The organism is Vibrio sp. EJY3, assembly GCF_000241385.1.
GTDB lineage: Bacteria > Pseudomonadota > Gammaproteobacteria > Enterobacterales > Vibrionaceae > Vibrio > Vibrio natriegens.
The window spans coordinates 1,116,050-1,141,578 of sequence record NC_016613.1 but is presented as its reverse complement, the minus strand read 5'-3'; the positions used below and the strand labels follow the sequence as shown (position 1 = coordinate 1,141,578).

The following is a 25,529-nucleotide window of genomic DNA, read 5'->3' as shown; positions in this document are numbered from 1 at the left end:
AGCTCTCATTTATTTCATCACTCTCTTATTAATGAAATCGGAATTTATTTATATGTTCAAAAAGCATCAAATTTGCGAAATATTGTCTGTTTCTGAAGCCACGATACCTCAGTTGCCCAATTTCCCAGAAAAAATTGACAGTCAGTATCTAAGTAACCTAGTGCTTTACAGAAAAGACGATGTATTTACTTGGTTGTGTGATGTGATAAACAAGAGAAAGGGTTGTAACCAGTATCAAGGTGAAATTGAGAAAGAACGCGTGATCAGACTCTCAGAGCTAACCGTTATCTTAAACGTCTCCAAATCACATATTTACGCTCAAGTAGAGAAAGGCCACTTGCCCCAACCTATAAAAATGGGCAAAAGGGCTTCCGGTTGGCTATTGAGTGAAGTTAACGAGGTTCTTTTGCAAAGTGGCTTAGACGAGATAGTTTGATAAAAACGAAGGGCACTATACCTGTGCCCTTTATTTCATTGTACTTATAACTCGATCGTTGAGTAACTTGTTAATCCATGCGTCAAACCGACAACATGCTTGCTCCACCACTCTAACGCCCGCTTTCTTTTCTGGAAAAACTTATTGCGGTTATAGGCATCCCGAATACCATCTCTGTCGGTATGAGAAAGCAGCGCTTCTATAACTACCGACTCAAAGTCGGTGCGTTCATAGAGTGTTGTACTGCCTAACGAACGCGTACCGTGGGATGTCATCTTCCCTCCCAGCCCCATCCTTTTAAAGGCCGCATTTACCGTCTCACTATGTACGGGCTTTCTAAGAGAGTTTCTTGAAGGAAACACGTACTCGCTGCCACGACAGAGATGCTTAGCAGCTTTCAGAATAGCGATAACCTCGGGTGTAAGAGGAATTTTATGCATTAACCTATTTTTCGCACGCTCTGCTGGCAAGTACCATATTTGCTCCTCAAAAGAGATTTCTTCCCAACGAGTACCGGTTGCTTCTTTAGAACGAGTAAGCGTGTGCAATTGGAACTCGAAAAGCAACTTATTGGCGGGTCGCATCGTCGACTGTACAACCATGGTCAATAAGTCGGGCAATTCACTGATATCAATACAAGCAAAATTACCCCGCTTGGGCTTCTCAAATACATCAGCCATGCTACCTATCGGATTATGGTCAATGTATTCATTATTAACGGCATAGTTCATGAGCCGACGAAACAGCGCGATAGTACGAGTCACTGTCTCCAACTTCCCTTTCTTTTCCAACGGTCGCATCGCATCAATCAGCATCGCAGCCTTGATTTCGGAAACCGGGATAGAGCCTAATTTAGGATAGATATGTTTATTGAGCTTTTGCCGATAGCCCTCAGCGGTTTTGTGCACAACGCGCGTAGCCGCTTTCTCTAGCCACATCTCTCCAATTTGCTTAACCGTATTGCTTGCGCTGCGCTTAAGTTCGACTTTACGATTTCTTTGTACAACACTCGGATCCAAGCCCTGAGCTCTCAGTTTTCTGAATTCTGCTACTTTTTTTCTCGCTTCAGACAGAGTGATTTCTGGATATCGGCCTAAACCAAGGTTTGAGTCACGTCCATCTGGTTTCCTAAACCTAAACTCCCAAGCTTTAGTACCTGAGGCTCTAACGACTAAAGATAGCCCGTTCCCATCAGTGAATCTCTGAAATGGCTTGCCGTTTGTGACCTTGGCATTCTCCACAAACTTTGTCGTCAATTTTGTCTTCATAGCACCCTCAATTTTGTCGAAAATGTATAGTTTTATCTGACTTCATTGAGCTCAATTTTGGCTATACATATTTTTGAGGAAAACAATTTAATTACAACAAGTTATAGCATTCCGTACAGCCCTACAGGACTATACGGCTTGTATAGGTTTTCTCGTTAAAACATGTATAGTGATGCCGGCGGGAATAGTAAACTATACATTTCTCTATACATCAAATGCGTGGATTTTAGTGAGACGTGTGGACGTTAGTGATAGGTAATTTCTTGATTTATAAACGAAAAAAGACGCCCTAGGACGTCTTTAAACTTGAATGTGGCGGTGAGTGAGAGATTCGAACTCTCGATACGTTGCCGTATACACACTTTCCAGGCGTGCTCCTTCAGCCACTCGGACAACTCACCGAATCAAATTGTGGTTAGCATCGTTGGCTAACGAGGCGCTAATTTAATGATTATGTGCCTTATGGTCAAGGCTAAAAATGAAAAAAAGCCCTGTTTTTCTGTTGTTTGTTCACTAAGTAACTAAATTGAACAAAACAGGGTCAATTAAACACCTTGGTTGTAGCCAGGGACTCGGAACCAACGGCGACACATGTCTAAGAAGTAGCCGTACAAAACGCCCATTCCACAAGATACAACCGCATTACTCGTAACTGCGGTAATGATTTGATCGGTCGATGCACCAACGGCTAATAGAATACCTGCGTAAACCGGAGATTGAAAAAGCACATATGCGATAAGGTCAGACACGTTTTTCATAAATGAAGACGGTGAAACTTTACTACCTTGACGTAGTACCCAATCGCGGAAAACACCATAAGGCCAAGCGATAGCAATGTTAACTGGAATCGACAACGTACGTGATGCCAGAGACTGCTCAAACGTCATCCCTGAAATCAAAATCTCGATAATCATCCCTGTGACAAAGCAAAAAACCACCATAGCAAAAGTATCCGCTGCGGCATTACGAATACAAAATGGTCCACGAGACTTCATTTAGCAACCTCTAAAATCAAAAACTGCAATAAGCAAAAAAATAAACATGATTAACTATATAAATAGCAACCATCCAGATTATGTCGCTATTAGAACACAACATTTGTAGTTTATGGTTTCATATTTAAAATGAAGATGTAAATTTATAACCAAATTTTGAAACTAAAGTAGTTTAATTCACCGATCCGGGCAAAAACTGCACTTTTTCGATCAAAAATGGCGTAAAAAACCAAAAATTTTCGTTATATGAGGAATTTAGAGGAGGAGAAAAGGTAATTTTACAGAACAAAATCTGGCACAATATGCGAAAAATAACTCGCTTATGCTACCTGCAGGTCATAATTCAGAGCTTCCCAATTTCTAGAACAATAGTCTTTATACAACAATGGCTAGCGAGTTGAAAAGCCAGGTATGTTAAGGCGTAGCAAGCATGACTGTTAGCGCATCAACATCCGCTTGCTCTGGTGCTTGCTGACGCTGTAATTTACTTTCAATGCGTGCAGTAATTTGTGCAAGTTCCTGATTGGAGTGTGGTGTAATGTGCTTGATGATGTCAGAAAAGACCTCCAGAGCTTGGTGAAGGTTGTCATTATCAAGCGAAATGTAAAAGCTAAGTAGTAATGAGTCCGTGTTTATGTGATGCGGATGCTTAGCCTTATTGCTTTTTGGGTCTTGGTACTGATAGAGCAAGTCTGCATGGCGATAAAGGGCGTCGTCGAGTTCCGACACGACAACGGGTTTAGCAATGATATGGTCCACCCCAGCTTCCGTCATCAGTTCTTGAGTCTCTTTAAATACATCTGCGGTGCAACCAAAGATGAGAACTGACTTTGTTTCTGAATCCATTGCCCTGATAGCAGATATTGCACCAATACCATCTAGTACAGGCATGTGGTTATCCATCATTATTAGGTCAAACTGCTGTTTTCTCACTTGCTCTACGGCTAACTGACCATTCTCCACTCGTGTACATTCAAAACCCTTGGCTCGTAAAAACGTTTCCATGATCATGGCATTGGTTGTGTTATCTTCTGCGATTAATGCCTGTAAACCATTGCAGTCTAGTTTATGTTTAAGTGCCGTCCCCGTTTGGCTCGGCTCGCACGGTGTCAACTCAATCTCTACGGTGAATGTTGTACCAACATTTTCCCTACTTTCGAGCAAAACACTGCCGCCCATGTTTTCGGCAATTTCTTTGACAATCGCCAACCCTAACCCTGTGCCGCCAAAACGTCTGGTTGTTGAAGATTCTGCTTGCTCAAATGGACGAAAGATCCGGCTCTGAGCCTCTTTTGGTATCCCAATACCGGTATCTTTAATCGCGATGCTCAGTTTGGTTGCACTCGGAGTAACATGTTCGCTTAATCTAACTTCAACTTCACCCTGTTCGGTAAACTTGACGGCATTATTTAGCAAGTTGAATAGGATCTGGCGCAATCGTGCTTTGTCGTTGTTATACCAGCGTCCGGATGGTACCTGTGAAACGACACGGAAGCGCAACCCCTTCTCTTCACATAAGGTGTGATAAACACTTTTCATGCTGCCAATAATCGATTCAATCGGAAATGGTGAATTAGAAAATTCAACGTGGCCATGCTCGATTTTCGAGTAATCCAGAATCTCGTTAAGCAATGTCATCATATGATCGCCTGATTCATACAGTGTACTTAACTGCTTTCTTTGCTCGTCGGTTAGCTTAGTCTTTAGGAGTATTTGCGCGGTACCCAAAACCCCATTCATCGGTGTACGAATTTCATGAGACAACGTCGCCAGAAAGGCAGTCTTTGCGTTGGTTGATGCCTGTGCTTTTATCTTTTCATGTTCCAGATAAATGGTCTTTTCATTAAATTTATTGATGAGGTGCCCTATCTCATCTTCACTGTGATATTCGATATCGATGATTCCCCCAGTTTTAGAGTCATCAATTTTTGCCGCTATTTTGACAATGGGCTCAACGATATAACGGTTAAGTAAGTAGTAACCGACCAAAACACATAACAGTAGAAACGGAATGATGCCGCTCTCAACACTCATCACCTGAGCAAAAACCTGATCGGCTACACGCTCTTTCGCATTCACCACTTCCATTCGCCAGTTGAACTCACCAAAGTGAAGCTCACTAACATACATCTCATTCCGCAGTTGGAAATTATGTTCGATAATCACGTTTGAGTTGGCATCTCTAATGTTAACGCCCAGCGAATATTGATTGGTATGTTCACGAATAAACTGAAACAAAGCGGCTAAAGAAACATCCACGGTCGCTACACCTGCAAACTCACCGTCTCTATAGTAAGGTGCCGAAGCAGTGATCATTTGAACTTGGGTAAAAGTATCGATGTAAACCGAAGACCAGCGAATAGAGCCTGCTGACGCATTGGCAGCAACGACATACCAGGGCTCTTTATCGTATCCCGCCGATTGAGGGTTATTGTACGAGTGAATTTGATCGATACTGCCATCCAGATTCTTGTTGAAAAACAGGCTGGTATACTTCCGTTGGTCAGCAAGTTGTTCAGGCTTTGGCCACAAACCACCGCTGACAAGCATGTCACCGCTTAAGCGTAAGATTTGAGGGATAGTCGTACTGAAAGAGCCAGTTTGATTGGGGCTTTGAGCCAGGCCTACGAGGCTATTAAGGACACTGGTTGACGCAAGCAACGGTTCTTTAATCTGAGAAGCTAGCAGTTGCGTTCGTAAATCGAGGTTTTGTTCTAGTTTTTCACGCACAGGCGGCTCAAGCACAAAGTACACGACCGAGCCAACCGTTGCGATAAAGAAGCAAAGGTAAAGCGTCAGTGCAAAAATACTTTTTCGGCGGAGTGATGAGCGAATTTCCATAGGTGTTAACAAATCTTCCCTAATATCGATTTATCGTTAATTGATTGGTAAGATGGCCGCAACCAACCAGCCCATGAACAAATGGTATTCTATTTTGAAACTACAAGACATTCTTTCTCTTCCAGAACTTGATGGAAAACTACTAAATCTAGCGAAAACTCAAGGCTTTGTCACTGCGATGGCTTCAGCACCAAATGTATTGATGCCTCAAGAGTGGCTACCATTCTTGTGGGGTGGAGAAGAGACAGCACCTTTTAGTGATGGTGAACAGTTAGAACTGTACATTGATGAAATTGTACAAATGTGGAACCAAACTCGCCCTGCGTTGCTAGAAGGTTCATGGGGCTGGCCGGAAGGCTGCGCGCTGGATGAAAAAGACATCGTAACCACCACCACTCGAGACTTCTGTGAGGGTGTATTACAAGGCTGGCAGTTGGCTCGTGACGACTGGGAAACACTGATGCCTGAAGAAAGCGAGGATAACGCACTACTTGGTGGCGTACTGCTTTCTCTGACCATGCTTTACGATCCAGAAACCACGATCGAAACATTAGCAGAACAAGGCATGGTCGGGCTTGAGCAATTCGAAGAGATCTTCAACGCAATGCCAGTCATGCTTTGTGGTCTGACTCAACGCGGCGTCGCGCTCGCTGAAGAGCAATAATCCTTTCTCATTAAGCCGCTGCCCATCAGCGGCTTTTTGTATTCCGCTTATCCTCCCCGTGAAAACCATTCACCGCATCAACATTTGTTTCAGTAAGTAATTCATCCCAATTACACATGTCACTATTTTGTAAAAACAATATTACAATTCCTTACTTTCTTTGTTAGTATCTGCGCCCAATTTTGGTTAATTGAATGTTGTGATGCAAATAGCGACAAATCGGCAGGTAATACAAAAAGTAATGGCGGTATACGTCATTACTGCTTTGCTGTTTCAGATATATTTGCTGGCGACAATGGCACTTAACCCATCACAAGTTCATAACAAAAACTGGCTCTCTGAAGCACAGGGAGAAAAGATACTTCTTTGTACTGCGGAAGGCTTTAAATGGGTCGACATCAAAGAGCTGATTGAAGATAACACTATCAGTTCACCTTCAAACTCTGATTTTCATGATCCACTTAAATTCAGTTGCCCGCTGTTAGACGTATGTCAGTTCTCAATATCAGTACTTGCGATTGTTATTGCTGCTATCGCTCTGTGGCTATGCCGAGTAACGGCACCTTTTGCAAACTACTCGCACATCCATTGCCAGCGCAAAATCTATCTCTCATTAGCGCCCAAGCAATCACCACCAACGGCTTTCCTTGCCTAGTCCGGCTCTCACGCCGCACGCCTAATTTATCTAAAACAAACCACTCTACCCGCCTTTGTTTATAAAGCTGCGGGAGGCTTTTGTACGTCTGAATACTCTTCGACGTCCAAGGAAAACAATTAGAAAGGAAAGTCCATGTTCAACAAAGCACAAACCCCAAAAGCACTCATTACTACACTTAGCTTTGGTTTACTCACCGCTTGCAACGGTGGTTCTGATTCAAGTTCGCCTGCAACAGCCGAACCTGCCATTCAAAATGTTACCCTCGAATTTGCGACGCGGGTTGGCGAGCAAGATATCCAATGCCAGGTGATGGACACTGCGATCGCTGGAGTCAAAAACACTCAGCCTGAATTTACCGATGTGCGTATGTATATCTCTGAAATAGAGCTGCTTGATGACGACGGCGCAGCTACCCCACTTGAACTAATCCAAGATGGTAAGTGGCAATACCAGAATGTCGCACTATTGGATTTTGAGACAGGCACGGATAGCTGCGCGAACGGTAACGAAGCGCTAAACAATCAAATCACAGGGCAAGTACCAAAAGGCAACTACACAGGTATTCGCTTTACGCTCGGCGTGCCTGCGGAGTTAAATCACGTTGGTATCGATGGTGACGATGCAATTTCTCCGCTCGATGTGATGGGGATGAACTGGAGCTGGCAGAACGGGCATAAACACCTGCGCATGGATGTCGCTGGCTGGAATATCCATCTGGGGACAACGGGTTGTGAAGTGATTGACGCCGACACCGAAACCGTTGATTGCGATTCATCGCGCCCAAATCGGCCTAGCTACCAGTTCGATGATTTCAACCCATCAACTAACGTTATCGTGTTTGATTACCAACGCCTTGTTGCAAACAGTGATATCACATTTAACACCGCTGACACTCCGCTCGGCTGTATGTCATCCAGTGTTGATCCAGAATGCCAGAGGGTATTCGACAACCTCGGACTGGATTTAGTCACTGGTGAATGTACCGCGGGTGATTGCAGTAGTTCTCAATCCTGGGTATCGGTGGAGTAAGCCTTATGTCAGCAAACCACAAGTTCGGTTTGCTGGCATCGCTCACGATATTCACGATCGTAGGCTGTGACAGCGAATCGAGTTATAACGCCACACCATCAAACCCGGTGAATGAGTTTGGTTTTGACTTTCAAACCGGCTCTCTTCCTAAGCCTAAAGAACCGTCAGATAACGTGGCAACTGAGGAAAAATTCCAACTTGGCAGACATCTTTTTTATGACACTAAGCTTTCTGGCAACCAGACAATGTCATGCGAATCCTGCCACCAGCAGGCACTGGCGTTTTCTGATGGGGTAAAACTACCAACTGGTTCAACGGGTGAAGTGCTGCATAGGAACTCCCAAACATTAACCAATGTGGCCTACAACGCATCTTACACCTGGGCGAACCCAATCTTGAAAGAGATTGAACAGCAGTTGGTGATTCCTCTCTTTGGAGAGTTTCCTGTCGAACTGGGCATTAACGATTCAAATCGAACCAAGATTCTGGAGCGCTTTGCTACTGATGTCAGGTATCAAAACTTGTTTAATGCCGCGTTTCCCGACCAGCAGGATACGGTGACCTTCCCTAACATCATCAAAGCACTCGGTGTGTTTACTCGCGCATTGATTTCGAAAGACTCTGATTTTGATCGCGGCACGATGAGCAGTGCTGCGATGCGTGGGCAAGATCTTTTTAACAGCGAGAAAACGGAATGTTTCCATTGTCATAGCGGGTTTAATTTTAGTGATTCAACTCTGCACGATGATTCTGTGTTTGTCTCTCGGCCGTTTTTTAATACTGGGTTATACAACCTTGATTCGGAGGGGAGTTATCCCACTGAGGACAACGGCTTGTTCACCGTAACGCAAGCTCCTAAAGACAAAGGAAAGTTCCGACCACCAACGCTGAGAAATGTCGCTTACACCGCGCCGTATATGCACGATGGAAGCATCGAAACTCTCGGTGAGGTATTGGATTTCTACGCCAATGGCGGAAGAAATATCACCTCGGGTGAGAATCAGGGAGACGGGCGCAATAACCCGAATAAAAGTGAATTTGTTAAAGGTTTCACGTTAAGCCAAGAGGAAAAAGAAGACATGCTGGCGTTTTTAAATGCGTTAAGCGATGAGGTGTTCATCTCCAACCCCCGCTATGCCAACCCATTTGTTGGGGAGGAAGCGCAATGATTCGTTTACTAGCTTTGCTCGCTTTATTGTTTATCGTAAATCCTCTACGAGCGGAACTCGAGGCAGAACCGAACCTACTGGACAAAGTAAATCTCCAGACCAATATTTTTGCTCAGTTTGGTTACTATCAAACGGACAGAGAGTCTGCCTACGCGATTCCCGGCGTGATAACCGACAATAGTGCTTTCCACTATGAAGAAGGCTTACAGTTTATGCATGGTGAACTCGGTTTTTTAGCCAGCTTAGACAACATTCTGGCGACCAAACTGATCATAGGCAGTCATCACGGTGAGTCTGTCGAGTTAGAAGAGCTCTGGCTTCAGCCTTATCTGCATCAGGATTGGACGTTACGCGTCGGTCGTCAACTCAGTCAAATTGGTCTGTATAACAGTACTCATGAGCATGACTGGCGATTTATAGATACGTCATTGACTCAGCAGGCCTTTTTAGGTAGCCAATATACCGATGACAGCGTGCAAATATCTTATGCTCGGAACAGTTACGATCTCACCTTCTGGGTTGGGCGGGGAAATAACTTCCCAGCGCAATTTGATGACAGTTCCGCTTCACCTTCGGCTTATGGCCTTCATTATCAGTGGTTCCGTCTTCGAAATGATTACCAACTGAAAATCGTCGCTAGTGCCGCCTACTTTGAAGCAACACAGCGAAGTCAGCAAGATTCCGACGGTCACTCACACTCTCTTCAGGCTTCTGACTCGCTGATTTTTGATGGTGATACCACGTTGGTCACTATTGGTGGCAGCCTGGAATGGAATGACTTTAATTGGGAGCTTGAGTGGATGGGCCAATCTATTGATTCTAAGCTAATCGACTCGCAACAAATCACAACAGAACTCGATGCATTTCAGCATGGTATTACCACACAGGTAAGTTGGCAGTACAACAATCTGGAGCTCGGCGCTCGCTATGACTGGCTTCTGACCGATAACGATGTCACCAATACAAGCGAAGAGATCGAAACAGTATTAAATGCAACAGGCCATACTCCACAGCGATTCAGTGCTATCGCTAACTGGCGTTTTGCCCCTTATCAACTGTTGCGATTGCAAGGAAGCTACGAATCCATTTTACAGACCGAACAAGCCGCATTTTGGCTTGTGTATCAAGGCGGCCTGACATGGTCAACTCAATAAATCAGCTCAGTTTGGGTTAAATAAAAGAGACAGTTATGAAAAAATACCTCAGCCGCTTCACGTTATGTATCGCAGCACTGCTCACTTCCGCAGCCAGTGCCCATGAATACACGACAAACAGCATTAAAATCGACCATCCTTGGAGCCGGGAAGCGCCACCCAATGCAACCGTAATCGCGGGTTTCTTTCAGCTAAAGAACCTGTCCACCAGAGATGATTTTTTGATCAGCGCGACAACACCAGTTGCTGAGCGAGTGGAGATTCATCAGCATGAAATGAGTGATGGTGTGATGAAAATGAAGAAAATCGAAAATGTCCGGGTAGGCACAATGAAAAGTGTGATGTTTGAGCCAGGCGGCTATCACTTGATGATCTTCAATCCCGAGCAATCATTCAAACAGGGCGAGCGTTTTCCTATGACGCTTGAATTTAGAAACGCAGGAAAAGTAGAAATAGAACTCGCTGTAGAAGTGAATACCTACCTTCATTCACATTAACATTGAAGGAGCCTTTCGGTTGGGAAGGCTCCTTATATCCCTCTTCGTGAATTCGCCTCTTCTCATCCGACGGAGGAGCCTGGCACTATAGAATCACGTGAGGAATATAACGCGCCATATCCTGAGTAACTAAATTGCTGTCCTCACGAATCGAAATACCCGCGGCTCGGTCGTTAATCAGCCAGCTGCCGATAAGCGTATGACTTTGTCCAAACTTCGGTAACGGATGATATTGCTGAACAATGTTTTTGCTCGATTCATAAGGTCCTGGCGTTTTAACCACGCGCTGACCATTTTTCACTATCTCGATATTCGCGCCTTCACGTGAAAATAGCGGCTTTATCACATAGTCTTTTAAGCTTGCCGCTTTGGGATCCTCAGCAAAATAGGCAGGCAGTAAATTGGGGTGATTAGGAAAGCGTTGCCAAAGTAATGGCAGCAAAGCTTTATTCGAAAGAATGGACTTCCACATCGGCTCTAACCAGTTAACGTTCGCAGTTGAGAGATAAGTGCTGTACGCATCCTCAAACATAAACTCCCAAGGGTAGAGTTTGAACATCCAGCGAATAGCTCGGTTGTCCGCATCAACAAATATCCCCTCTTCCGTCACGCCAATGTCTTCAACGTAGACAAAAGCCGTTGATAACCCAGCCTCCCGAGCACAATCTTCAAGATATTGAACGGTACCTTTGTCTTCTTCGGTATATTTGCAGCAACTGAAATGCAGCGTTTGTCCCGGCTGTAGCTTGGCAATCTCAGCAAAGCGCTCGATAAGGAAATCTTGCAGTATATTGAATTGATCTGCACTTTGGTGAATTCGCCCTTTATTCACCACATCTTCAAGCCACACCCATTGCCAGAATCCAGTCTCAAATAATGACGTCGGCGTATCCGCATTGTTTTCCAGAAGCTTCGCTGGCCCAGATCCGTTGTAGGAGAAATCCATTCGTGAATAGAGGGAGGGTTCATTGCGTTTCCATGAGGAAGCGACCTGGGACCACATAACTTCAGGAATCGCACATTTCGTCAGTAACTCTTCACTGCGTACCACTTGGTCAACAATTTCGAGGCACATCTGGTGCAGCTCTTCTGTGGGATCTTCAAGATCCTGTTCGATCTGCGCCAGAGTAAACTGATAATACGCGGTCTCATCCCAGTAAGGTTGGTCGTACATGGAATGGAAGCCAAAACCAAACTGGCGTGCCAGTTCACGCCAGTTTTCTCTTTCTTGTATTTCTCTTCGAAACATAGTGTCTGTTAACCGCCGCGACTACCTGATACCGCTTTGCCAAAGCCGCCTCGGGACATAGCCTGACCAATCGTACCGCCGCCACGCTTGTTCAATCGGCTGCTCGCAACGCTAGTCGGCTGGTTTCGGTACGAGCCATAAAACTGCCCGGCACCATTGTAATATTTGGACTTGTAACGGTACATCGGCTCTGAATAGTAACTCTTGTTGTATCCGCTCAGATTGCTAAGAGCGCGACTAAAGAAGAACCCACTGGCAAAGGGAACATAGGAGTTGTAGCGAGAACTGTAATAACAGTCATCTTGATAGAAGTCGTTCTCACACTCATGCTCTGTGGTGTAGCGTGGTGCATTTTGCTCCGCTCTTTCCTTCGCTTCCTGATAGGCGATGCCACACTGTTCACTGAATCCGGGTTCCGATGCTTTACACTCACTGGCGTCAAGGTAAATAGCGCCTTCAGTCGTTGACTCCTGTGTCGCAAGATAAAATATCCCGCCAAAGGCTGCAAAAGGGATAAGGCGACTGACTTTAAAGCTCTTATCCATGGATGAACGTTTAACGTTAGAGCTGCGTTTCATCGTTCCTCCTAATACGTCATACAGGCGGCATTAAGTACACCGACAGAAACGGATACTGCAGCAAGCACAATACCCGCGGGTACCTCGTTGTTTTCAATCCGCTCTGATACTTTTGGCATCAGAATAAAGCGAACAATTCCAAACGCAATCAGCTGAGCTAATAACGCGACAACGCCCCAAACCATAAAATCAATGATGCTGACTGAGTTTTTCGCCGCGCCTGCAATTGCCAGACAGTAACCAAGAAAAGCACCACTTAACGCCACCGCTGCCGCGGTATTTTGCTCTTCTTTGATAAGTTGCCATTCATCATAAGGGGTCAGTTTTATATAAACGAATTTGAACGCCAAAACGAAAACAATCGACACTGAAAAATAGAGTAAGAAATTGGGAAATCCCGCTAACAAGTCTGCGATGATGTGCATTATTTGTCCTTTATCATTTTGTTCCATGCAAAATCTTCAATACGTTCATCTGCAATATAAAACAGTTTGCTTTTTGGTGGTACGTCAGTATCTAGGTCCGGATTTAGCTCGATGCCCTCACCTAAATCGATGGCAATAAGCGTTGCATGGTGATGCTTTTTAATAAACCCAAACAGGTTTTCAATCTTGGTCGTTGGTTGGTTTTCAGGATAGATCACGGAGTATTGTGTCATACCTCGAGTTGAGGCTAGCAGTTCCTGATGCAACGCACTCGAACCAGGATCCACCGCTGCTTTGGCTAACATTTCAGCCCCAACAGCTGGAATACACTCCGCTTTCGGGCAATGCTGGCTCAGTAAACGACCCAGCGCTTCATCTTTAAAATAGGCAAGCAAATGTGCGTCAGGGTTCACAGAGGCACAATACAGTGCAGCAGACAAAGTGATATCATCCGATAAGTTATCGACGATGATACAGCTCGCCTCTGTAATGTTCGCGTTTGACATCTCCTGTGAGTCGGTATAACTGGTTACTTTGATAAAGTTAATTTCACCCGGTAGAGGGTTTTCAATATCTGAGCGACTGCACAGTACTACCGGACGTTTTCCTGACTCTTCATGCTGCAACATACGAATCAGGTGCATGGTTCTTGATCCGTTCCAGCCCAATAATACGATATGGTTTTCCACTCTTACTCTCCGTTTACCGATAATTCCCGCTCGCCAATAATCTACCGCCGCACCTGCCACACGCCCCAAAAGTGCCGCAAACAGGCTCAATCCTCCCGGAATTACAAACAAGACCACAACCCACTTACCTAAATCGGTTACTGGAGAATGATCGCCGTAACCAACGGTGCTCGCCGTCACCATCAAGTAATAGATAAAGCTCGAAAAGTTTTCCGTAAGTTCCGTCTCGCCTGCCAGAACCAATAGCCCCCAAGAGAGGCTGATATATAAAAGGCTAATGACGACAAGGTTGCGGGTACTTAGTTTAAAAAGGTGCGAACTTAACCACTTTTTAACGACCAGCCACACTGCCATAAGTATTCAGTTCCTAAATGCATTACGTCTTTCAATAGTAACCCATTGATTGTAAGACACAAAAAAACCAGCCATATTCGGCTGGTTTTTGAGATTCATCTTAAGATAATGCGAAAAATTTACGCGTTACCCTTTACCTGCATATTAAGCTGTTCTGCGAAATCTAACATGCGGTTTAGTGGGATAAGCGACTTAACGCGAAGCTCTTCATCAACCAAGATTTCATGCTCTGCACCACCTTCACGAAGTGCTTGTTCAATCGCTTTCAAGCCGTTCATCGCCATCCAAGGGCAATGCGCGCAGCTACGACATGTCGCACCAGCACCTGCTGTTGGGGCTTCGATAAGCTCTTTTTCAGGAACCAGTTGCTGCATCTTGAAGAAGATGCCTTTATCGGTTGCCACGATCATTTGCTTGTGAGGAAGCTCTTTCGCGGCTTTGATAAGCTGACTTGTAGAGCCAACAGCGTCGGCCAATTCAACCACGCTTGCTGGTGATTCTGGGTGAACTAGAATCGCAGCGTCTGGATATACGCTCTTCATCTTGCGCAGTGCGTCAGCAGAGAACTCATCATGAACAACACATTCACCTTGCCACAGCAGCATGTCAGCGCCGGTCTTGTTCGCAATGTACGAACCCAGGTGACGGTCAGGGCCCCAGATGATTGGTTTGTCTTCTGCGTCCAGGTGTTCAACAATTTCAAGTGCAATACTTGATGTGACTACCCAGTCAGCACGTGCTTTAACCGCTGCAGAAGTATTGGCGTAAACCACAACCGTATGGTCAGGGTGAGCATCACAGAACTCACTGAATTTATCCGCAGGACATCCAAGATCAAGCGAACATTCCGCTTCCAACGTTGGCATTAGAATGCGCTTTTCCGGAGTTAGAATCTTCGCCGATTCGCCCATAAAGCGAACGCCACCGATGATCAATGTGCTTGCCGGGTGACGGTTACCGAACTTCGCCATTTCTAGCGAGTCACCAACAAAACCGCCAGTCTCTTCAGCCAACGCCTGAATTTCAGGGTCAGTGTAGTAGTGCGCGATAAGGACGGCATCTTTCTCTTTGAGCAGCTTTTTAATGCGCTCAATGTAAGACGCTTTCTCGTCTTCACTCAACGGAACAGGTTTTGGAGGGAATGGGTAAACAGTGTCGATTTTATCTAGTATATGGCTCATTGCTCTTGCTCTACGCAACTTCCTTTAATCCGCGTATTGTAACCTCGTTAATTTTCAAAAACCAACCCATAGCGAGGATTTATAGAGCTCTAGCCGTATATCTTTGTTCCAATTAACACTTATTAACTTAATACACAGGCCAATAAAAGAAAAAGGAGCCAGAAGCTCCTTTTAGAAATAATCAAAGACAGTGGTTACAGTTTAGCGCCTGCAATTTTCGCTGAGGCACTATTTGGGTACTCATCGACCACTTGCTGATAAAACTTCTTCGCCTGCTCAGCATTGTTGTTACGCTCAGCGATATCGCCAAGTTTCACCAATGCATCTGCTCGCTTGTTAGAATCTTTGTAAGAAACCACTGCAATAAAGCTTTTCGCGGCGTCTTTATCCTGCTTTTTAGCGTAATACAATTGGCCTAACCAATAATGTGAGTTCGCTGTGTAAGTGGAGTCAGGATAATCCTTCTGGAATTGCTGGAATGCAGCAATTGCGCCAGCGTAATCGCGCTTTTTAAGGATAAGATCCACAGCGTCTTGGTAAGCCGTCTGCTCATCCGCATTCGGAGTGTATTGACCACCCGGTTCTGCTGACTCCGTCTCTTGAACGACGGGCGCTGACTTCATCTCACCACGCATACGATCAAGCTCAACGAACAGCTCTCTCTGCCTCTGAAGCATTTGCTTCATTTCATGGTTGTTTCGTTCCAACTGACCTCTTAGATCACTGATCTCTCGTGACATTTGGTCAATTTGCTCTTGCATTTGGAACTGAAGACGGCTGCGACTTTGCAGTAGGCGTTCTAATCGCTCGACATCCGTCTCGGATGAACGACTTTTAGAAACTGAAGATGTGCTGTTGAGATCAGATACTGGAGCTGGTGCAGCGAACGCAAAGCTCGCTGCACTTGCCAGTAACGTAAGCGCAACAGCGCGCTTAGTGTTACTGAACAACATGAGGATTCCCTCGAATTAGTATACTAAAACCGCGCGACGGTTCTTAGCGTAAACGTCATCAGACTGGCCTAGAAGAAGTGGCTTTTCTTCACCGTAGCTAACGATTGAAATTTGGTCGGCCTGAACACCTAGTGCTTGTAGGTAGTTTGCAACTGCTTGAGCACGACGCTCACCTAGCGCGATGTTGTACTCTGGAGTACCACGCTCATCAGCGTGACCTTCGATAGTTACGCGTAGTGATGGGTTTTTGCTTAGGTACGCCGCGTGAGCCGCTAGCATCTCTTCGTAATCACCAGCAATTGTTGAGTTATCAAATGCAAAGTAGATAGTTTGAGTTTCGCGTAGCGCTTGCTCTTTAAGCTCTTGCTCAGTCAGTTGACCAGCTTGATCGATCGGTGATACGACTGTTGTTTCAACAGCGCCGCTTTGGTTAGTTGCGTCACCTGTACTTGAAGCAGCGTCGTCACTTGAACTACACGCAGTCATAGCCATAACTGGAAGCGCGATAAGTAGCCCTTTTAGAACCTTGTTAAGTTGCATCTTATTTTCCTTTATTAATCTATCTTATTATTACAAAAACGGTGACCACGCAGGCGCTCTTACGCGTCCATTTGTCGCAGGTAATCTCGCTTTAAATCGACCATCAATGGAAACCATCGAAAGTACGTTTTTCTTATTGTACATGGAGCTATATACAACCATGCCACCGTTTGGAGCAATACTTGGTGACTCATCAAGTAAGGTCTTGGTAAGAACTTGAAGAGCACCCGTTTCTAAATCTTGTTTTGCCAAGTTAAAGCCTGAATCACTGCGATTCACCATCACCAGGAATCGGCCGTCAGGTGTGATTTGACCACTCAGGTTCTGACTACCTTGCCAAGTTAAACGATTAGTATCACCGCTGCCCAAATCTACTTGATAAATTTGAGGTTTTCCACCCCTATCCGATGTGAAAACCAACGATTTTCCATCTGGGTGCCAGAACGGTTCTGTATTATTTGATCTGCCACGCGTAATTTGTGTGAGCTGGCGAGATCTCAGGTCGAATGTGTAGACCTGCAATGACCCCGTCTTCGACAGAACAAGTGCAAGTTTGCTGCCATCCGGCGAAAACTTAGGTGCACCGTTGTGACGAGGATAAGAAGTAATCTTTTCTCGTTCGCCAGTGTAGATATTCATGATGTAAATTTCAGACTGACCGTTTTGGAAGCTTACATACGCTAGCTTCTGGCCATCTGGAGACCAAGACGGTGACATCAACGGCTGTTTAGAGCGAAGTACCAAACGTTCGTTGTAACCATCGTAGTCAGAAACACGCAGTTGGTAAGGAAAACGCTCAGTGTCACTCACCACTACATAGGCAATTCGGGTCATGAATGCGCCGCGGTCACCCGTCAGCTGCTCATAAACCAAATCGGAAATGCGGTGCGCGTATTCACGCATGCGAGACGCTTCTACAGTCGCAACTTTGTTAAACAACACATGGTCTTTCGATAGTACGAGTTCACCATCACTGCCTAATGCTTTTCCCTGACCTCCGGTTAGCTGACCACGAACGATATCAACTAGCTGGTAGTTAACCACGTAATTACCCTGCTCATTTTGCGTGATAGAGCCTGTCAGTAAGGCATCAACACCAAGATTAGTCCATGAATCAAAGTTAACCTCAGATTCATTAAAAGGCGTCTGTGGCATTTTGTTCGTCGGTACCGGGCTGAATTTTCCGCTGCGTTGTAAATCAGAGGCTATTACCGCAGAAATATCTGTTGGCAGAGCAGCAGCACCTTCCCATTTAAATGGAACCACAGCAATTGGTCGTGCTGAATCTATACCGTCGGTAATAACCAACTCTAGTGCAGCGTTCGCTACATTCGTCATACTGCTTAGCAGTACAAACATTCCTAGTAAAAGGCGTTTAATCACGTCTCTGTTCCTTTTAGTCCAAAGCAACCGTTAAGTTGATGTCTTTCAGTTTTTCATTGACCGCAGCTTCTGACGATTTAGGGAACGTCCCAACTTGTGCAATCGCTCTTTTTGCTGCCGCACAAACTCGCGTATCGCCACCCAGTACGGTAACACCAGCAACCATCATATCCGACCCGGTAGGAATCAGTTTGATGTTGACCCTACACTCCTTTCCCAGCAAATAGTCATCCTTAATCAACTTTTGCTGAATACTCTGAGTGTATATCGACGACATACGAGAAAGCTCGTCGTTGATAAATTGGTTACGAGCCGCACTGTTTTGGCTTGCTTCATCTTCTAAGCCAGCAAAAATGTCATCCAATGCTGCTTCTTGTTGTTTACGTTCACGCTCGGCTTTCTCAGCAGCTTCACGAGCTTTACGTTCGCGCTCTGCCGCCTCTTTGGCCGCTTTTTCTTTTGCGATACGTTCTTGCTCGGCTTTTTGCGCGGCTTCACGTTCACGTTTGGCTTTTTCTTCAGCTTCTTTCGCTGCTTTCTCGCGCGCCACACGTTCTTGTTCCGCTTTTGCAATCGCCGCTTCTTTCGCTAAACGTTCCTGCTCCGCTTTACGTACTGCCTCTTCTTTGACTTTACGCTCTTGTTCAAGCTTAGCAGCTCGCTCTTGCTCTTTGCGAACACGTTCCTCTTCGGCTTTGCGTTCCTGCTCTTTTTTCTTGCGCTCGGCTTCCGCTTCACGCGCGGCTTGAGCATCTTTAGCCTGTTGCTCTTTCAGCTTGCGAATTTGTTCTTCTTCAGCTTTGCGATTTTTTTCCAGCTGCTCGGCTTCCCGTCTTAATTTATCCAGACGTTCTTGCTCCTTCTTAGCGGCTTTTTCGCGTTGCTGACGAATCTCTTTCGCTTGTTGCTGAACAAGCTTTGGATCGATAACAACCGCCTGAACCATCTGTCCTGTTGGCTCAGGTTTTGACATTGTTAGATCAGTACCCCAAAGCAATGCGACTACCAATAGGGCGTGCAAACCCACCGATATCATTATCGGCTTGGAGTACTCTTTCGTCTGGTTCTTTTTTTCTTTCATGAATAGTTGACGTTTATTCCCTGATATCGGTCAGGAGCCCTACTTTAGGGATACCGGCACGACTCAATTCATCAAGTAGAAGGACTACATCTGCATACGGGGTTGCTGCATCGCCACCTACCGCAACAGGTGAATCAGGTTTAAGCGATCGCTCAGCTTTCACACGGACAATCACATCTTGCAGTGATAAACCACGTTGAACTTCTTCATCGTTGACACTCAGACCTAAGTTACCATCGCGATCAATTTCGATAATGATGAAACTGCTATCAGTATCTCCGGCTAGCTCCTGAGCAGGGGTTGCGTTTGAGGTCTTTGGTAGCTCAACGTCAACACCTTGCGTCACGAATGGAGCGGTTGCCATGAAAATGATCAACAGTACCAGCATCACGTCGATATAAGGTACAACGTTGATCTCTGCCGTCATTTTGCGCTTTTTAGGTTGGTAACCCGCCATGCTTTATTCCTTATCCGCGCTGTCTCGGCCAGCCATCGCCTGACGATGAAGGATGCTGTGGAATTCTTCTGAGAAAGTCGCGTAAGTGTGCTCAAGCTTACTTACTTTGTTGCTTAGTCGGTTGTAAGCCATTACCGCTGGGATAGCAGCAAACAGACCCATTGCCGTCGCGATCAACGCTTCTGCGATACCTGGTGCTACCATCGAAAGGGTTGCTTGTTTAACTTCACCCAGTGCGATAAACGCATGCATGATGCCCCAAACGGTACCAAACAGACCAATGTACGGGCTGATTGAACCTACCGTAGCAAGGAAAGGTAAGCTGGTTTCTAGCTCATCAACTTCACGAGCAACGGCAACGCGCATGGCACGTCCTGTCCCTTCCATAATGTAAGCTGGAGAGTTTGCGTTACTCTTACGCAGACGTGCAAATTCTGTAAAACCGGCGTAGAAGATCTCTTCTGTGCCGATGATTTCATCTTTACGAGCTTTTACTTTTTGGTAAAGCTGAGAAAGATCGGTACCTGACCAGAACTTATCTTCAAATGATTCTGCATCTTTTGATGCGTGTGAAAGCACTTTGCTGCGCTTAATGATCATCGCCCATGACGCAATCGACATACCAAGTAGTGTCAGCATCACAAGTTTTACCAACAGACTTGCCTGAAGAAAGAGATCTAAAATGGAAATATCAGCAGTCACTATTTGTTAGCTCCGAATTAATAAATGCTGGAATAGCTATTGGTTTCATTTTCTTATTATCGACACATGCTACCTTAACAAAGGTACTGCACAATATCCGCCCTTGATCATTGACCAACTCTTGACAGAATTGTAAAGACGCACGTTTTATTTCTGACACTCGGGTCAAGACTGTCAAATGTTCGTCCAGCTTTGCCCCTTGTTTGAAATCGATATCCATGTGTCGGACAACGAAACCGATGTTTTGTTCCAGTAACACTTGTTGAGAGATACCTTTTGCACGCAACATTTCAGTACGGGCACGCTCAAAGAATTTCAGGTAATTTGAATGATAAACAACGCCACCCGCGTCTGTGTCTTCATAGTACACGGTGATCGGCCAGCGGAATGAATTAGATGTGCCTTGCAAGAGAGTACCAATAGAGTCAATTCTTTAAAGTAGTTACTATAACTTAAGCAATATGAATTGGTACCAAGTGAGCGGAATATTTTTGATTTTTGTAGAAAAAATAAAAGCCAGGCAAAGAGCCTGGCTTTTAATCGATGATGAAATAACCGACTTTATTTCAGCTTATTTCAAGCTACATGAAATAGCGTACAGTTAAGTACAATAAGATAGTCAGTGAAAAGTATGGGCTGAATAACACTTGCCAATACCAACTTCTCGGCTTGAAGCCTACCCCAAACACCATGCTTGAGCATACTGCCCAAATCAGTGCTGGAGCGATGACGGCGTTAAACCCGCCAATCGCCTGGCTATAGGCTTCTGGCTCCCACATGACCAATCCAACATGCATAAAGCCGAGGATGAGAGATAAGACCCTCAGCAGAGTCTTATCTGTTGGTTCATGTAACTTCGCTACCTTATCAGCGAGATCACTCACTGTCTTTGTCCATCATTTCTGAGTGCTCTAACCAAAGAGCGTTGATGATACCGAATGCACAAGCAAGTAGTACACCTAGAATCCATGCGAAATACCACATAGTAATTGCTCCTTAGTAAAGTGAGTTTTTGTTGTCTTCAATGTACTTATCATCCAAGCGGCCGAACATCTTGTAGTAAGTCCAAGACGTGTAACCCAGAATGATTGGTACCATAACAAACGCAACACCTGTCATTAGGTTAAGCGTCAGCTCAGATGAAGTTGCATCCCACATCGTCAAGCTATGACTAGGCACTAGATCTGACGGCATGATGAATGGGAACATCGCAAAACCAGCAGTAAAGATAATACCCGCAACACCAAGGCTTGAAGTGATGAACGAAGTCGCACACTTTTCAAGGCGAGAAGCCAGTACAGTAAGCAGTGGCATCGCAACACCTAGTACTGGTGCAGCCCATAGCAGTGGGTGGGTTTCAAAGTTCTTCATCCACGCACCTGCTTCACGAATCACCTCTTTGTTCAGAGGGTTAGACGCTGCATTGGTATCAATACCACCAACAATTACGTAGCCTTCAATGTTCTGAACCCAGAAACCAGCAACAACAAACGTTACCACAGTTAGCAGACCAGTAAGCTGAGCGACGTTGCGCGCACAAGTATGCACTTCGCCAGTAGTCTTCATCTGTAGCCAGCTCGAACCCTGCATCAGAATCATGAACAAGCTTACCAAGCCACACAGCAACGCAAATGGGTTTAGCAGGCCAAAGAATGAACCGTGATACGTTGGCATCAGGAAGTCACTCAATTGGAATGGAACACCTTGTAGAAGGTTACCAAACGCCACACCGAAGATAATTGGCGGAACAAAGCCACTGATTGAGATACAAATATCCCAGTTTCTGCGCCATTTTGGATCTTCAATTTTCGAGCGGTAGTCCAGACCAAGAGGACGTAGCCATAGCGCTGCAAGCGTCAAGATCATCGCTAGGTAGAAACCAGAGAATGACGTTGCGTACACTAGAGGCCAAGCCGCAAACAATGCACCACCCGCAGTGATAAGCCAAACTTGGTTACCATCCCAGTGTGGGGCGATTGAGTTAATCATGACACGACGTTGTGTGTCGCTTTTACCGATAACAGGTACAAGCGCGCCTACACCCATATCGAATCCATCTGTTACTGCAAAACCAACTAGTAGAACACCGATCAGTACCCACCAGATGAATCGCAAGATTTCGTAATCAAACATCTTGTTGTCTCCTTGTCTTACGCTTCTACTTGGCGACTAACTTTGTCTTCAACAGAGTCAGCGTTTTGCTCGAAGTGGTAACGTCCAGTTTTCAGACTACTTGGACCTTTACGAGCGAATTTCACCATTAAGTAAACTTCTGCAATCAAGAATGCAGTGTAAAGCGCCAGAATCGCGAATAGTGAAGTCAAGATTTCACCGGCTGTCAGTGCTGAGGCAGCGACGTGTACTGGGAGAATCTCACCAACCGCCCATGGTTGACGACCAAACTCCGCAACAAACCAACCTGCTTCGATAGCAATCCATGGAAGTGGAATACTGAATAGCGCAGCTTTAAGCAGCCATTTCTTCTGTGTAATCTTCTGACGACACGTTTGGATGAATGCCAAGCCGAATACGAATAGCATGATGAAGCCACACGCAACCATGATACGGAATGACCAGAATAGCGGCCACACGGTTGGGATAGAGTCATCTGCTGCTGCTTGAATCTGCTCTTCTGTCGCATCAACAACATTTTCTGTGTAGCGTTTTAGAAGTAGACCGTAACCTAGGTCACCTTTCACTTCATCGAACGCAGCCATGTTCTCTTCAGACTTATCACCCGCACGAAGCTTCTCTAGCAGCTCGTACGCGTACATACCCGTACGGATACGCTCTAAGTGTTGATCATGCAGGTCACGTAAGCCCGTTACTTCCTTATCGATAGAACGAGTTGCAATAATACCCATTACGTAAGGGATCTTAATTGCGTAGTCAGTATGCATGTCTTCTTGGTTAGGAATACCAAACAGCGTAAACGCAGCTGGTGCTGGTTCTGTGTGCCATTCAGCTTCTACTGCAGCAAGCTTCACTTTCTGAACTTCACCAAGTTCATAGCCTGATTCGTCACCAAGAACGATAGTAGAAAGAATCGCTGCCATACCGAATGAAGCGGCAATAGCAAATGAACGACGAGCGAACGCCACGTCACGACCTTTTAATAAGTAGTATGAACTGATGCCTAGAACAAACATTGCGCCACAGGTGTAACCAGAAGCTACCGTGTGAACGAATTTAACCTGAGCAACTGGGTTAAACACAACTTCAGCAAAGCTCACCATTTCCATTCGCATGGTTTCGAAGTTAAATTCCGCGCCAACTGGGTTTTGCATCCAACCGTTCGCAATCAGAATCCACAGTGCTGAGAAGTTAGAACCTAAAGCCACCAGCCAAGTTACCGCTAAGTGTTGACGTTTAGACAGTCGATCCCACCCGAAGAAGAATAAGCCTACAAACGTTGACTCCAGGAAGAACGCAACCAGTGCTTCGATGGCGAGTGGTGCACCAAAGATGTCACCTACGTAGTGCGAGTAATACGACCAGTTAGTACCAAACTGGAACTCCATGGTAAGGCCGGTAGCCACACCAAGTGCAAAGTTAATACCGAACAGCTTGCCCCAGAACTTGGTCATGTCCTTATAGATTTGCTTATTCGTCATTACGTACAACGACTCCATAATGGCCAGTAGGAAGGCCATACCAAGGGTCAATGGTACGAATAGGAAGTGATACATCGCTGTTAGTGCAAACTGCAACCGCGATAGATCAACTACGTCAATCATGGTAACTCCTATGTGTCGGCTGAATGACACTCTCTACATATTGCAATCCATAATCAAGTGTTATTCACACATGAAATATGTTGAATTGTCACAACTTTTTGTTGCGAAAATGTACTTCGTTGGTTAGTTAATTGTTAAGCATCAGCTAATATAGCTGTGGCTAATATTACTTGTAAAAACACATTGTTTCAAAAGATTTATAGCCAGAATGCGCTTTGATACACATCAATATTTATGCACAGAACGTGGACAAAAATCCATCACCTTGACGCAAATCAAACAACACCTGACGCAAATGTTAAGGCTGAGTAATCAGGGGAGTAAATAACGGGCTACAGGCAAACATTAGCGCAACAACTAGAACTTTTCTGTTAACTAAAAAGGAATTAAAGAAATTCAATAAATGAGACATAGATCACCAAAAGCAAAAAGGCTGAGCAATTTGCCCAGCCTTTTTACTTTCTATTTTTCGATTCCAAAGTGGAGATAAGCCCGATCAGTGGCAATTCTACCCCGTGGTGTTCGTTGTAAATAACCTTGTTGAATCAGATAAGGTTCCAGCACGTCTTCTATGGTGTCTTTTTCTTCACCAATAGCCGCAGCCATATTGTCTAAGCCAACGGGACCTCCGCCAAACTTCTCCATAATCGCGAGGAGAAGTTTACGGTCCATATAGTCGAAGCCCTGAGCATCAACATCAAGCATGTTAAGTGCTTTATCAGCGACATCAGCACAGATGTGACCATTGCCTTTCACTTCTGCATAATCACGCACACGACGTAATAAACGGTTTGCAATACGAGGTGTGCCTCGAGCACGACGTGCGACCTCTAAAGCCCCTTCCGGGTCCATAGAGAGACCTAAACAATCCGCACTACGCTGAACAATGTCCTGCAGGTCTTTAATCTTATAAAACTCAAGACGCTGAGTGATACCAAAACGGTCGCGTAATGGTGACGTCAGTGAACCAGCACGCGTTGTCGCCCCGATTAAGGTAAATGGCGGCAAATCGATTTTAATTGAGCGAGCTGCCGGACCTTCACCAATCATAATATCTAGCTGGTAGTCTTCCATCGCGGGATAAAGCACCTCTTCAACCATTGGGCTCAAGCGGTGGATTTCATCGATAAAGAGAACATCGTTTTCTTCTAAGTTGGTGAGCAGCGCGGCTAAGTCCCCTGCTTTTTCCAGCACAGGACCTGAAGTGGTACGAATGTTCACTTCCATTTCGTTAGCAACGATATTTGCGAGTGTGGTTTTACCCAAGCCAGGAGGACCAAAAATCAGCAGGTGATCTAACGCTTCATTACGCAGCTGTGCCGCTTTAATAAAGATCTCCATCTGGCCTCGAACGTGATCCTGACCTTGGTAGTCTTCTAACTTTTTCGGACGGATTGCACGGTCAATGACGTCTTCTTCCTTAAACGCCGGGTTTTCTGGAGCGATTAAACGATCAGCTTCAATCATCTTGTTACCTTGAAAAAAATGG

27 protein-coding genes and 1 tRNA gene are annotated in these 25,529 nt (G+C 45.2%); 7 read left to right on the top strand and 21 right to left on the bottom strand.

The features are described from left to right. Positions 1-52 precede the first annotated feature (52 nt). The gene (locus tag VEJY3_RS05205; RefSeq protein WP_014231380.1) at positions 53-436 is read left to right on the top strand and encodes an AlpA family transcriptional regulator; all 384 of its coding nucleotides are present in this window, start codon (positions 53-55) and stop codon (positions 434-436) included. Between the two features lie 44 nt (positions 437-480). Here the strand turns inward: VEJY3_RS05205 and VEJY3_RS05200 are convergent, their stop codons facing one another. The 4 genes from VEJY3_RS05200 to VEJY3_RS05185 all read right to left on the bottom strand — a co-directional run bounded on the left by VEJY3_RS05200 (position 481) and on the right by VEJY3_RS05185 (position 5,540). Continuing rightward, positions 481-1,704, bottom strand: a complete 1,224-nt coding sequence (locus VEJY3_RS05200) for an integrase arm-type DNA-binding domain-containing protein (protein ID WP_014231379.1) — start codon at positions 1,702-1,704, stop codon at positions 481-483. A gap of 313 nt (positions 1,705-2,017) precedes the next feature. Continuing rightward, positions 2,018-2,105, bottom strand: a tRNA-Ser gene (locus VEJY3_RS05195). A 144-nt stretch (positions 2,106-2,249) separates the two neighbouring features. Continuing rightward, positions 2,250-2,699 (bottom strand): L-alanine exporter AlaE, encoded by a 450-nt coding sequence (locus VEJY3_RS05190; RefSeq protein ID WP_014231378.1) that lies wholly within the window; start codon positions 2,697-2,699, stop codon positions 2,250-2,252. A gap of 414 nt (positions 2,700-3,113) precedes the next feature. Continuing rightward, positions 3,114-5,540 carry a hybrid sensor histidine kinase/response regulator gene (locus tag VEJY3_RS05185; RefSeq protein WP_014231377.1) on the bottom strand — a complete coding sequence of 809 codons (2,427 nt, stop codon included), beginning with the start codon at positions 5,538-5,540 and terminating at the stop codon, positions 3,114-3,116. Positions 5,541-5,592: 52 nt separating this feature from the next. Between VEJY3_RS05185 and VEJY3_RS05180 the strand changes: the two genes are divergently transcribed. The 6 genes from VEJY3_RS05180 to VEJY3_RS05155 all read left to right on the top strand — a co-directional run bounded on the left by VEJY3_RS05180 (position 5,593) and on the right by VEJY3_RS05155 (position 10,711). Continuing rightward, the gene (locus VEJY3_RS05180; protein ID WP_014231376.1) at positions 5,593-6,204 is read left to right on the top strand and encodes a YecA family protein; all 612 of its coding nucleotides are present in this window, start codon (positions 5,593-5,595) and stop codon (positions 6,202-6,204) included. A 241-nt stretch (positions 6,205-6,445) separates the two neighbouring features. Further along, positions 6,446-6,859 (top strand): hypothetical protein, encoded by a 414-nt coding sequence (locus VEJY3_RS05175; RefSeq protein WP_014231375.1) that lies wholly within the window; start codon positions 6,446-6,448, stop codon positions 6,857-6,859. Between the two features lie 135 nt (positions 6,860-6,994). Next, positions 6,995-7,891, top strand: coding sequence for an MbnP family copper-binding protein (locus VEJY3_RS05170; RefSeq protein ID WP_014231374.1), 897 nt, complete (start codon positions 6,995-6,997; stop codon positions 7,889-7,891). Positions 7,892-7,896: 5 nt separating this feature from the next. Beyond that, the gene (locus tag VEJY3_RS05165; RefSeq protein WP_014231373.1) at positions 7,897-9,060 is read left to right on the top strand and encodes a methanobactin export MATE transporter MbnM; all 1,164 of its coding nucleotides are present in this window, start codon (positions 7,897-7,899) and stop codon (positions 9,058-9,060) included. Beyond that, positions 9,057-10,214: a hypothetical protein gene (locus tag VEJY3_RS05160; RefSeq protein WP_014231372.1), complete on the top strand. Its 1,158-nt coding sequence runs from the start codon at positions 9,057-9,059 to the stop codon at positions 10,212-10,214. The genes VEJY3_RS05165 and VEJY3_RS05160 overlap by 4 nt, the downstream gene beginning before the upstream one ends. A 35-nt stretch (positions 10,215-10,249) precedes the next feature. Then, complete coding sequence (locus VEJY3_RS05155; protein ID WP_014231371.1) at positions 10,250-10,711, top strand: copper chaperone PCu(A)C; 462 nt, start codon at positions 10,250-10,252, stop codon at positions 10,709-10,711. Positions 10,712-10,796: 85 nt separating this feature from the next. Here the strand turns inward: VEJY3_RS05155 and VEJY3_RS05150 are convergent, their stop codons facing one another. The 17 genes from VEJY3_RS05150 to ruvB all read right to left on the bottom strand — a co-directional run bounded on the left by VEJY3_RS05150 (position 10,797) and on the right by ruvB (position 25,507). Further along, positions 10,797-11,960: a glutathionylspermidine synthase family protein gene (locus tag VEJY3_RS05150; RefSeq protein ID WP_014231370.1), complete on the bottom strand. Its 1,164-nt coding sequence runs from the start codon at positions 11,958-11,960 to the stop codon at positions 10,797-10,799. Between the two features lie 8 nt (positions 11,961-11,968). Further along, a complete protein-coding gene (locus VEJY3_RS05145; RefSeq protein ID WP_014231369.1) occupies positions 11,969-12,538 on the bottom strand; it encodes a DUF1190 domain-containing protein in 570 nt (189 codons plus the stop codon). An 8-nt stretch (positions 12,539-12,546) separates the two neighbouring features. Further along, positions 12,547-12,963 carry a DUF350 domain-containing protein gene (locus tag VEJY3_RS05140; RefSeq protein WP_014231368.1) on the bottom strand — a complete coding sequence of 139 codons (417 nt, stop codon included), beginning with the start codon at positions 12,961-12,963 and terminating at the stop codon, positions 12,547-12,549. Next, positions 12,963-14,006, bottom strand: a complete 1,044-nt coding sequence (locus VEJY3_RS05135) for a potassium channel protein (protein WP_014231367.1) — start codon at positions 14,004-14,006, stop codon at positions 12,963-12,965. The genes VEJY3_RS05140 and VEJY3_RS05135 overlap by 1 nt, the downstream gene beginning before the upstream one ends. A gap of 119 nt (positions 14,007-14,125) precedes the next feature. Then, positions 14,126-15,187, bottom strand: coding sequence for a quinolinate synthase NadA (gene nadA / locus VEJY3_RS05130; RefSeq protein WP_014231366.1), 1,062 nt, complete (start codon positions 15,185-15,187; stop codon positions 14,126-14,128). Between the two features lie 194 nt (positions 15,188-15,381). Further along, positions 15,382-16,137: a tol-pal system protein YbgF gene (gene ybgF, locus VEJY3_RS05125; protein WP_014231365.1), complete on the bottom strand. Its 756-nt coding sequence runs from the start codon at positions 16,135-16,137 to the stop codon at positions 15,382-15,384. A gap of 18 nt (positions 16,138-16,155) precedes the next feature. Beyond that, the gene (gene pal, locus VEJY3_RS05120; protein ID WP_014231364.1) at positions 16,156-16,680 is read right to left on the bottom strand and encodes a peptidoglycan-associated lipoprotein Pal; all 525 of its coding nucleotides are present in this window, start codon (positions 16,678-16,680) and stop codon (positions 16,156-16,158) included. Between the two features lie 30 nt (positions 16,681-16,710). Next, positions 16,711-18,063 carry a Tol-Pal system beta propeller repeat protein TolB gene (tolB, locus tag VEJY3_RS05115; protein WP_014231363.1) on the bottom strand — a complete coding sequence of 451 codons (1,353 nt, stop codon included), beginning with the start codon at positions 18,061-18,063 and terminating at the stop codon, positions 16,711-16,713. Between the two features lie 13 nt (positions 18,064-18,076). Next, positions 18,077-19,144, bottom strand: a complete 1,068-nt coding sequence (gene tolA / locus VEJY3_RS05110; protein WP_014231362.1) for a cell envelope integrity protein TolA — start codon at positions 19,142-19,144, stop codon at positions 18,077-18,079. A gap of 13 nt (positions 19,145-19,157) precedes the next feature. Continuing rightward, positions 19,158-19,601, bottom strand: coding sequence for an ExbD/TolR family protein (locus VEJY3_RS05105; protein ID WP_014231361.1), 444 nt, complete (start codon positions 19,599-19,601; stop codon positions 19,158-19,160). 3 nt (positions 19,602-19,604) lie between these two features. Beyond that, complete coding sequence (tolQ, locus tag VEJY3_RS05100) at positions 19,605-20,303, bottom strand: protein TolQ (RefSeq protein WP_014231360.1); 699 nt, start codon at positions 20,301-20,303, stop codon at positions 19,605-19,607. Continuing rightward, positions 20,293-20,712 (bottom strand): tol-pal system-associated acyl-CoA thioesterase, encoded by a 420-nt coding sequence (gene ybgC / locus VEJY3_RS05095; protein ID WP_014231359.1) that lies wholly within the window; start codon positions 20,710-20,712, stop codon positions 20,293-20,295. Before ybgC ends, tolQ begins: the two co-directional genes overlap by 11 nt. 172 nt (positions 20,713-20,884) lie before the next feature. Further along, entirely contained in the window at positions 20,885-21,187 is a 303-nt protein-coding gene (ybgE, locus tag VEJY3_RS05090; RefSeq protein ID WP_014231358.1) for a cyd operon protein YbgE, read from the bottom strand. Continuing rightward, positions 21,180-21,287 (bottom strand): cytochrome bd-I oxidase subunit CydX, encoded by a 108-nt coding sequence (cydX, locus tag VEJY3_RS24580; RefSeq protein WP_000270284.1) that lies wholly within the window; start codon positions 21,285-21,287, stop codon positions 21,180-21,182. Before cydX ends, ybgE begins: the two co-directional genes overlap by 8 nt. Positions 21,288-21,299: 12 nt before the next feature. Beyond that, positions 21,300-22,436, bottom strand: coding sequence for a cytochrome d ubiquinol oxidase subunit II (gene cydB / locus VEJY3_RS05080; protein WP_014231357.1), 1,137 nt, complete (start codon positions 22,434-22,436; stop codon positions 21,300-21,302). Positions 22,437-22,453: 17 nt separating this feature from the next. Then, positions 22,454-24,040, bottom strand: coding sequence for a cytochrome ubiquinol oxidase subunit I (cydA, locus tag VEJY3_RS05075; protein WP_014231356.1), 1,587 nt, complete (start codon positions 24,038-24,040; stop codon positions 22,454-22,456). 462 nt (positions 24,041-24,502) lie between these two features. After that, complete coding sequence (ruvB, locus tag VEJY3_RS05070; RefSeq protein ID WP_014231355.1) at positions 24,503-25,507, bottom strand: Holliday junction branch migration DNA helicase RuvB; 1,005 nt, start codon at positions 25,505-25,507, stop codon at positions 24,503-24,505. Between the last annotated feature and the right edge of the window lie 22 nt (positions 25,508-25,529).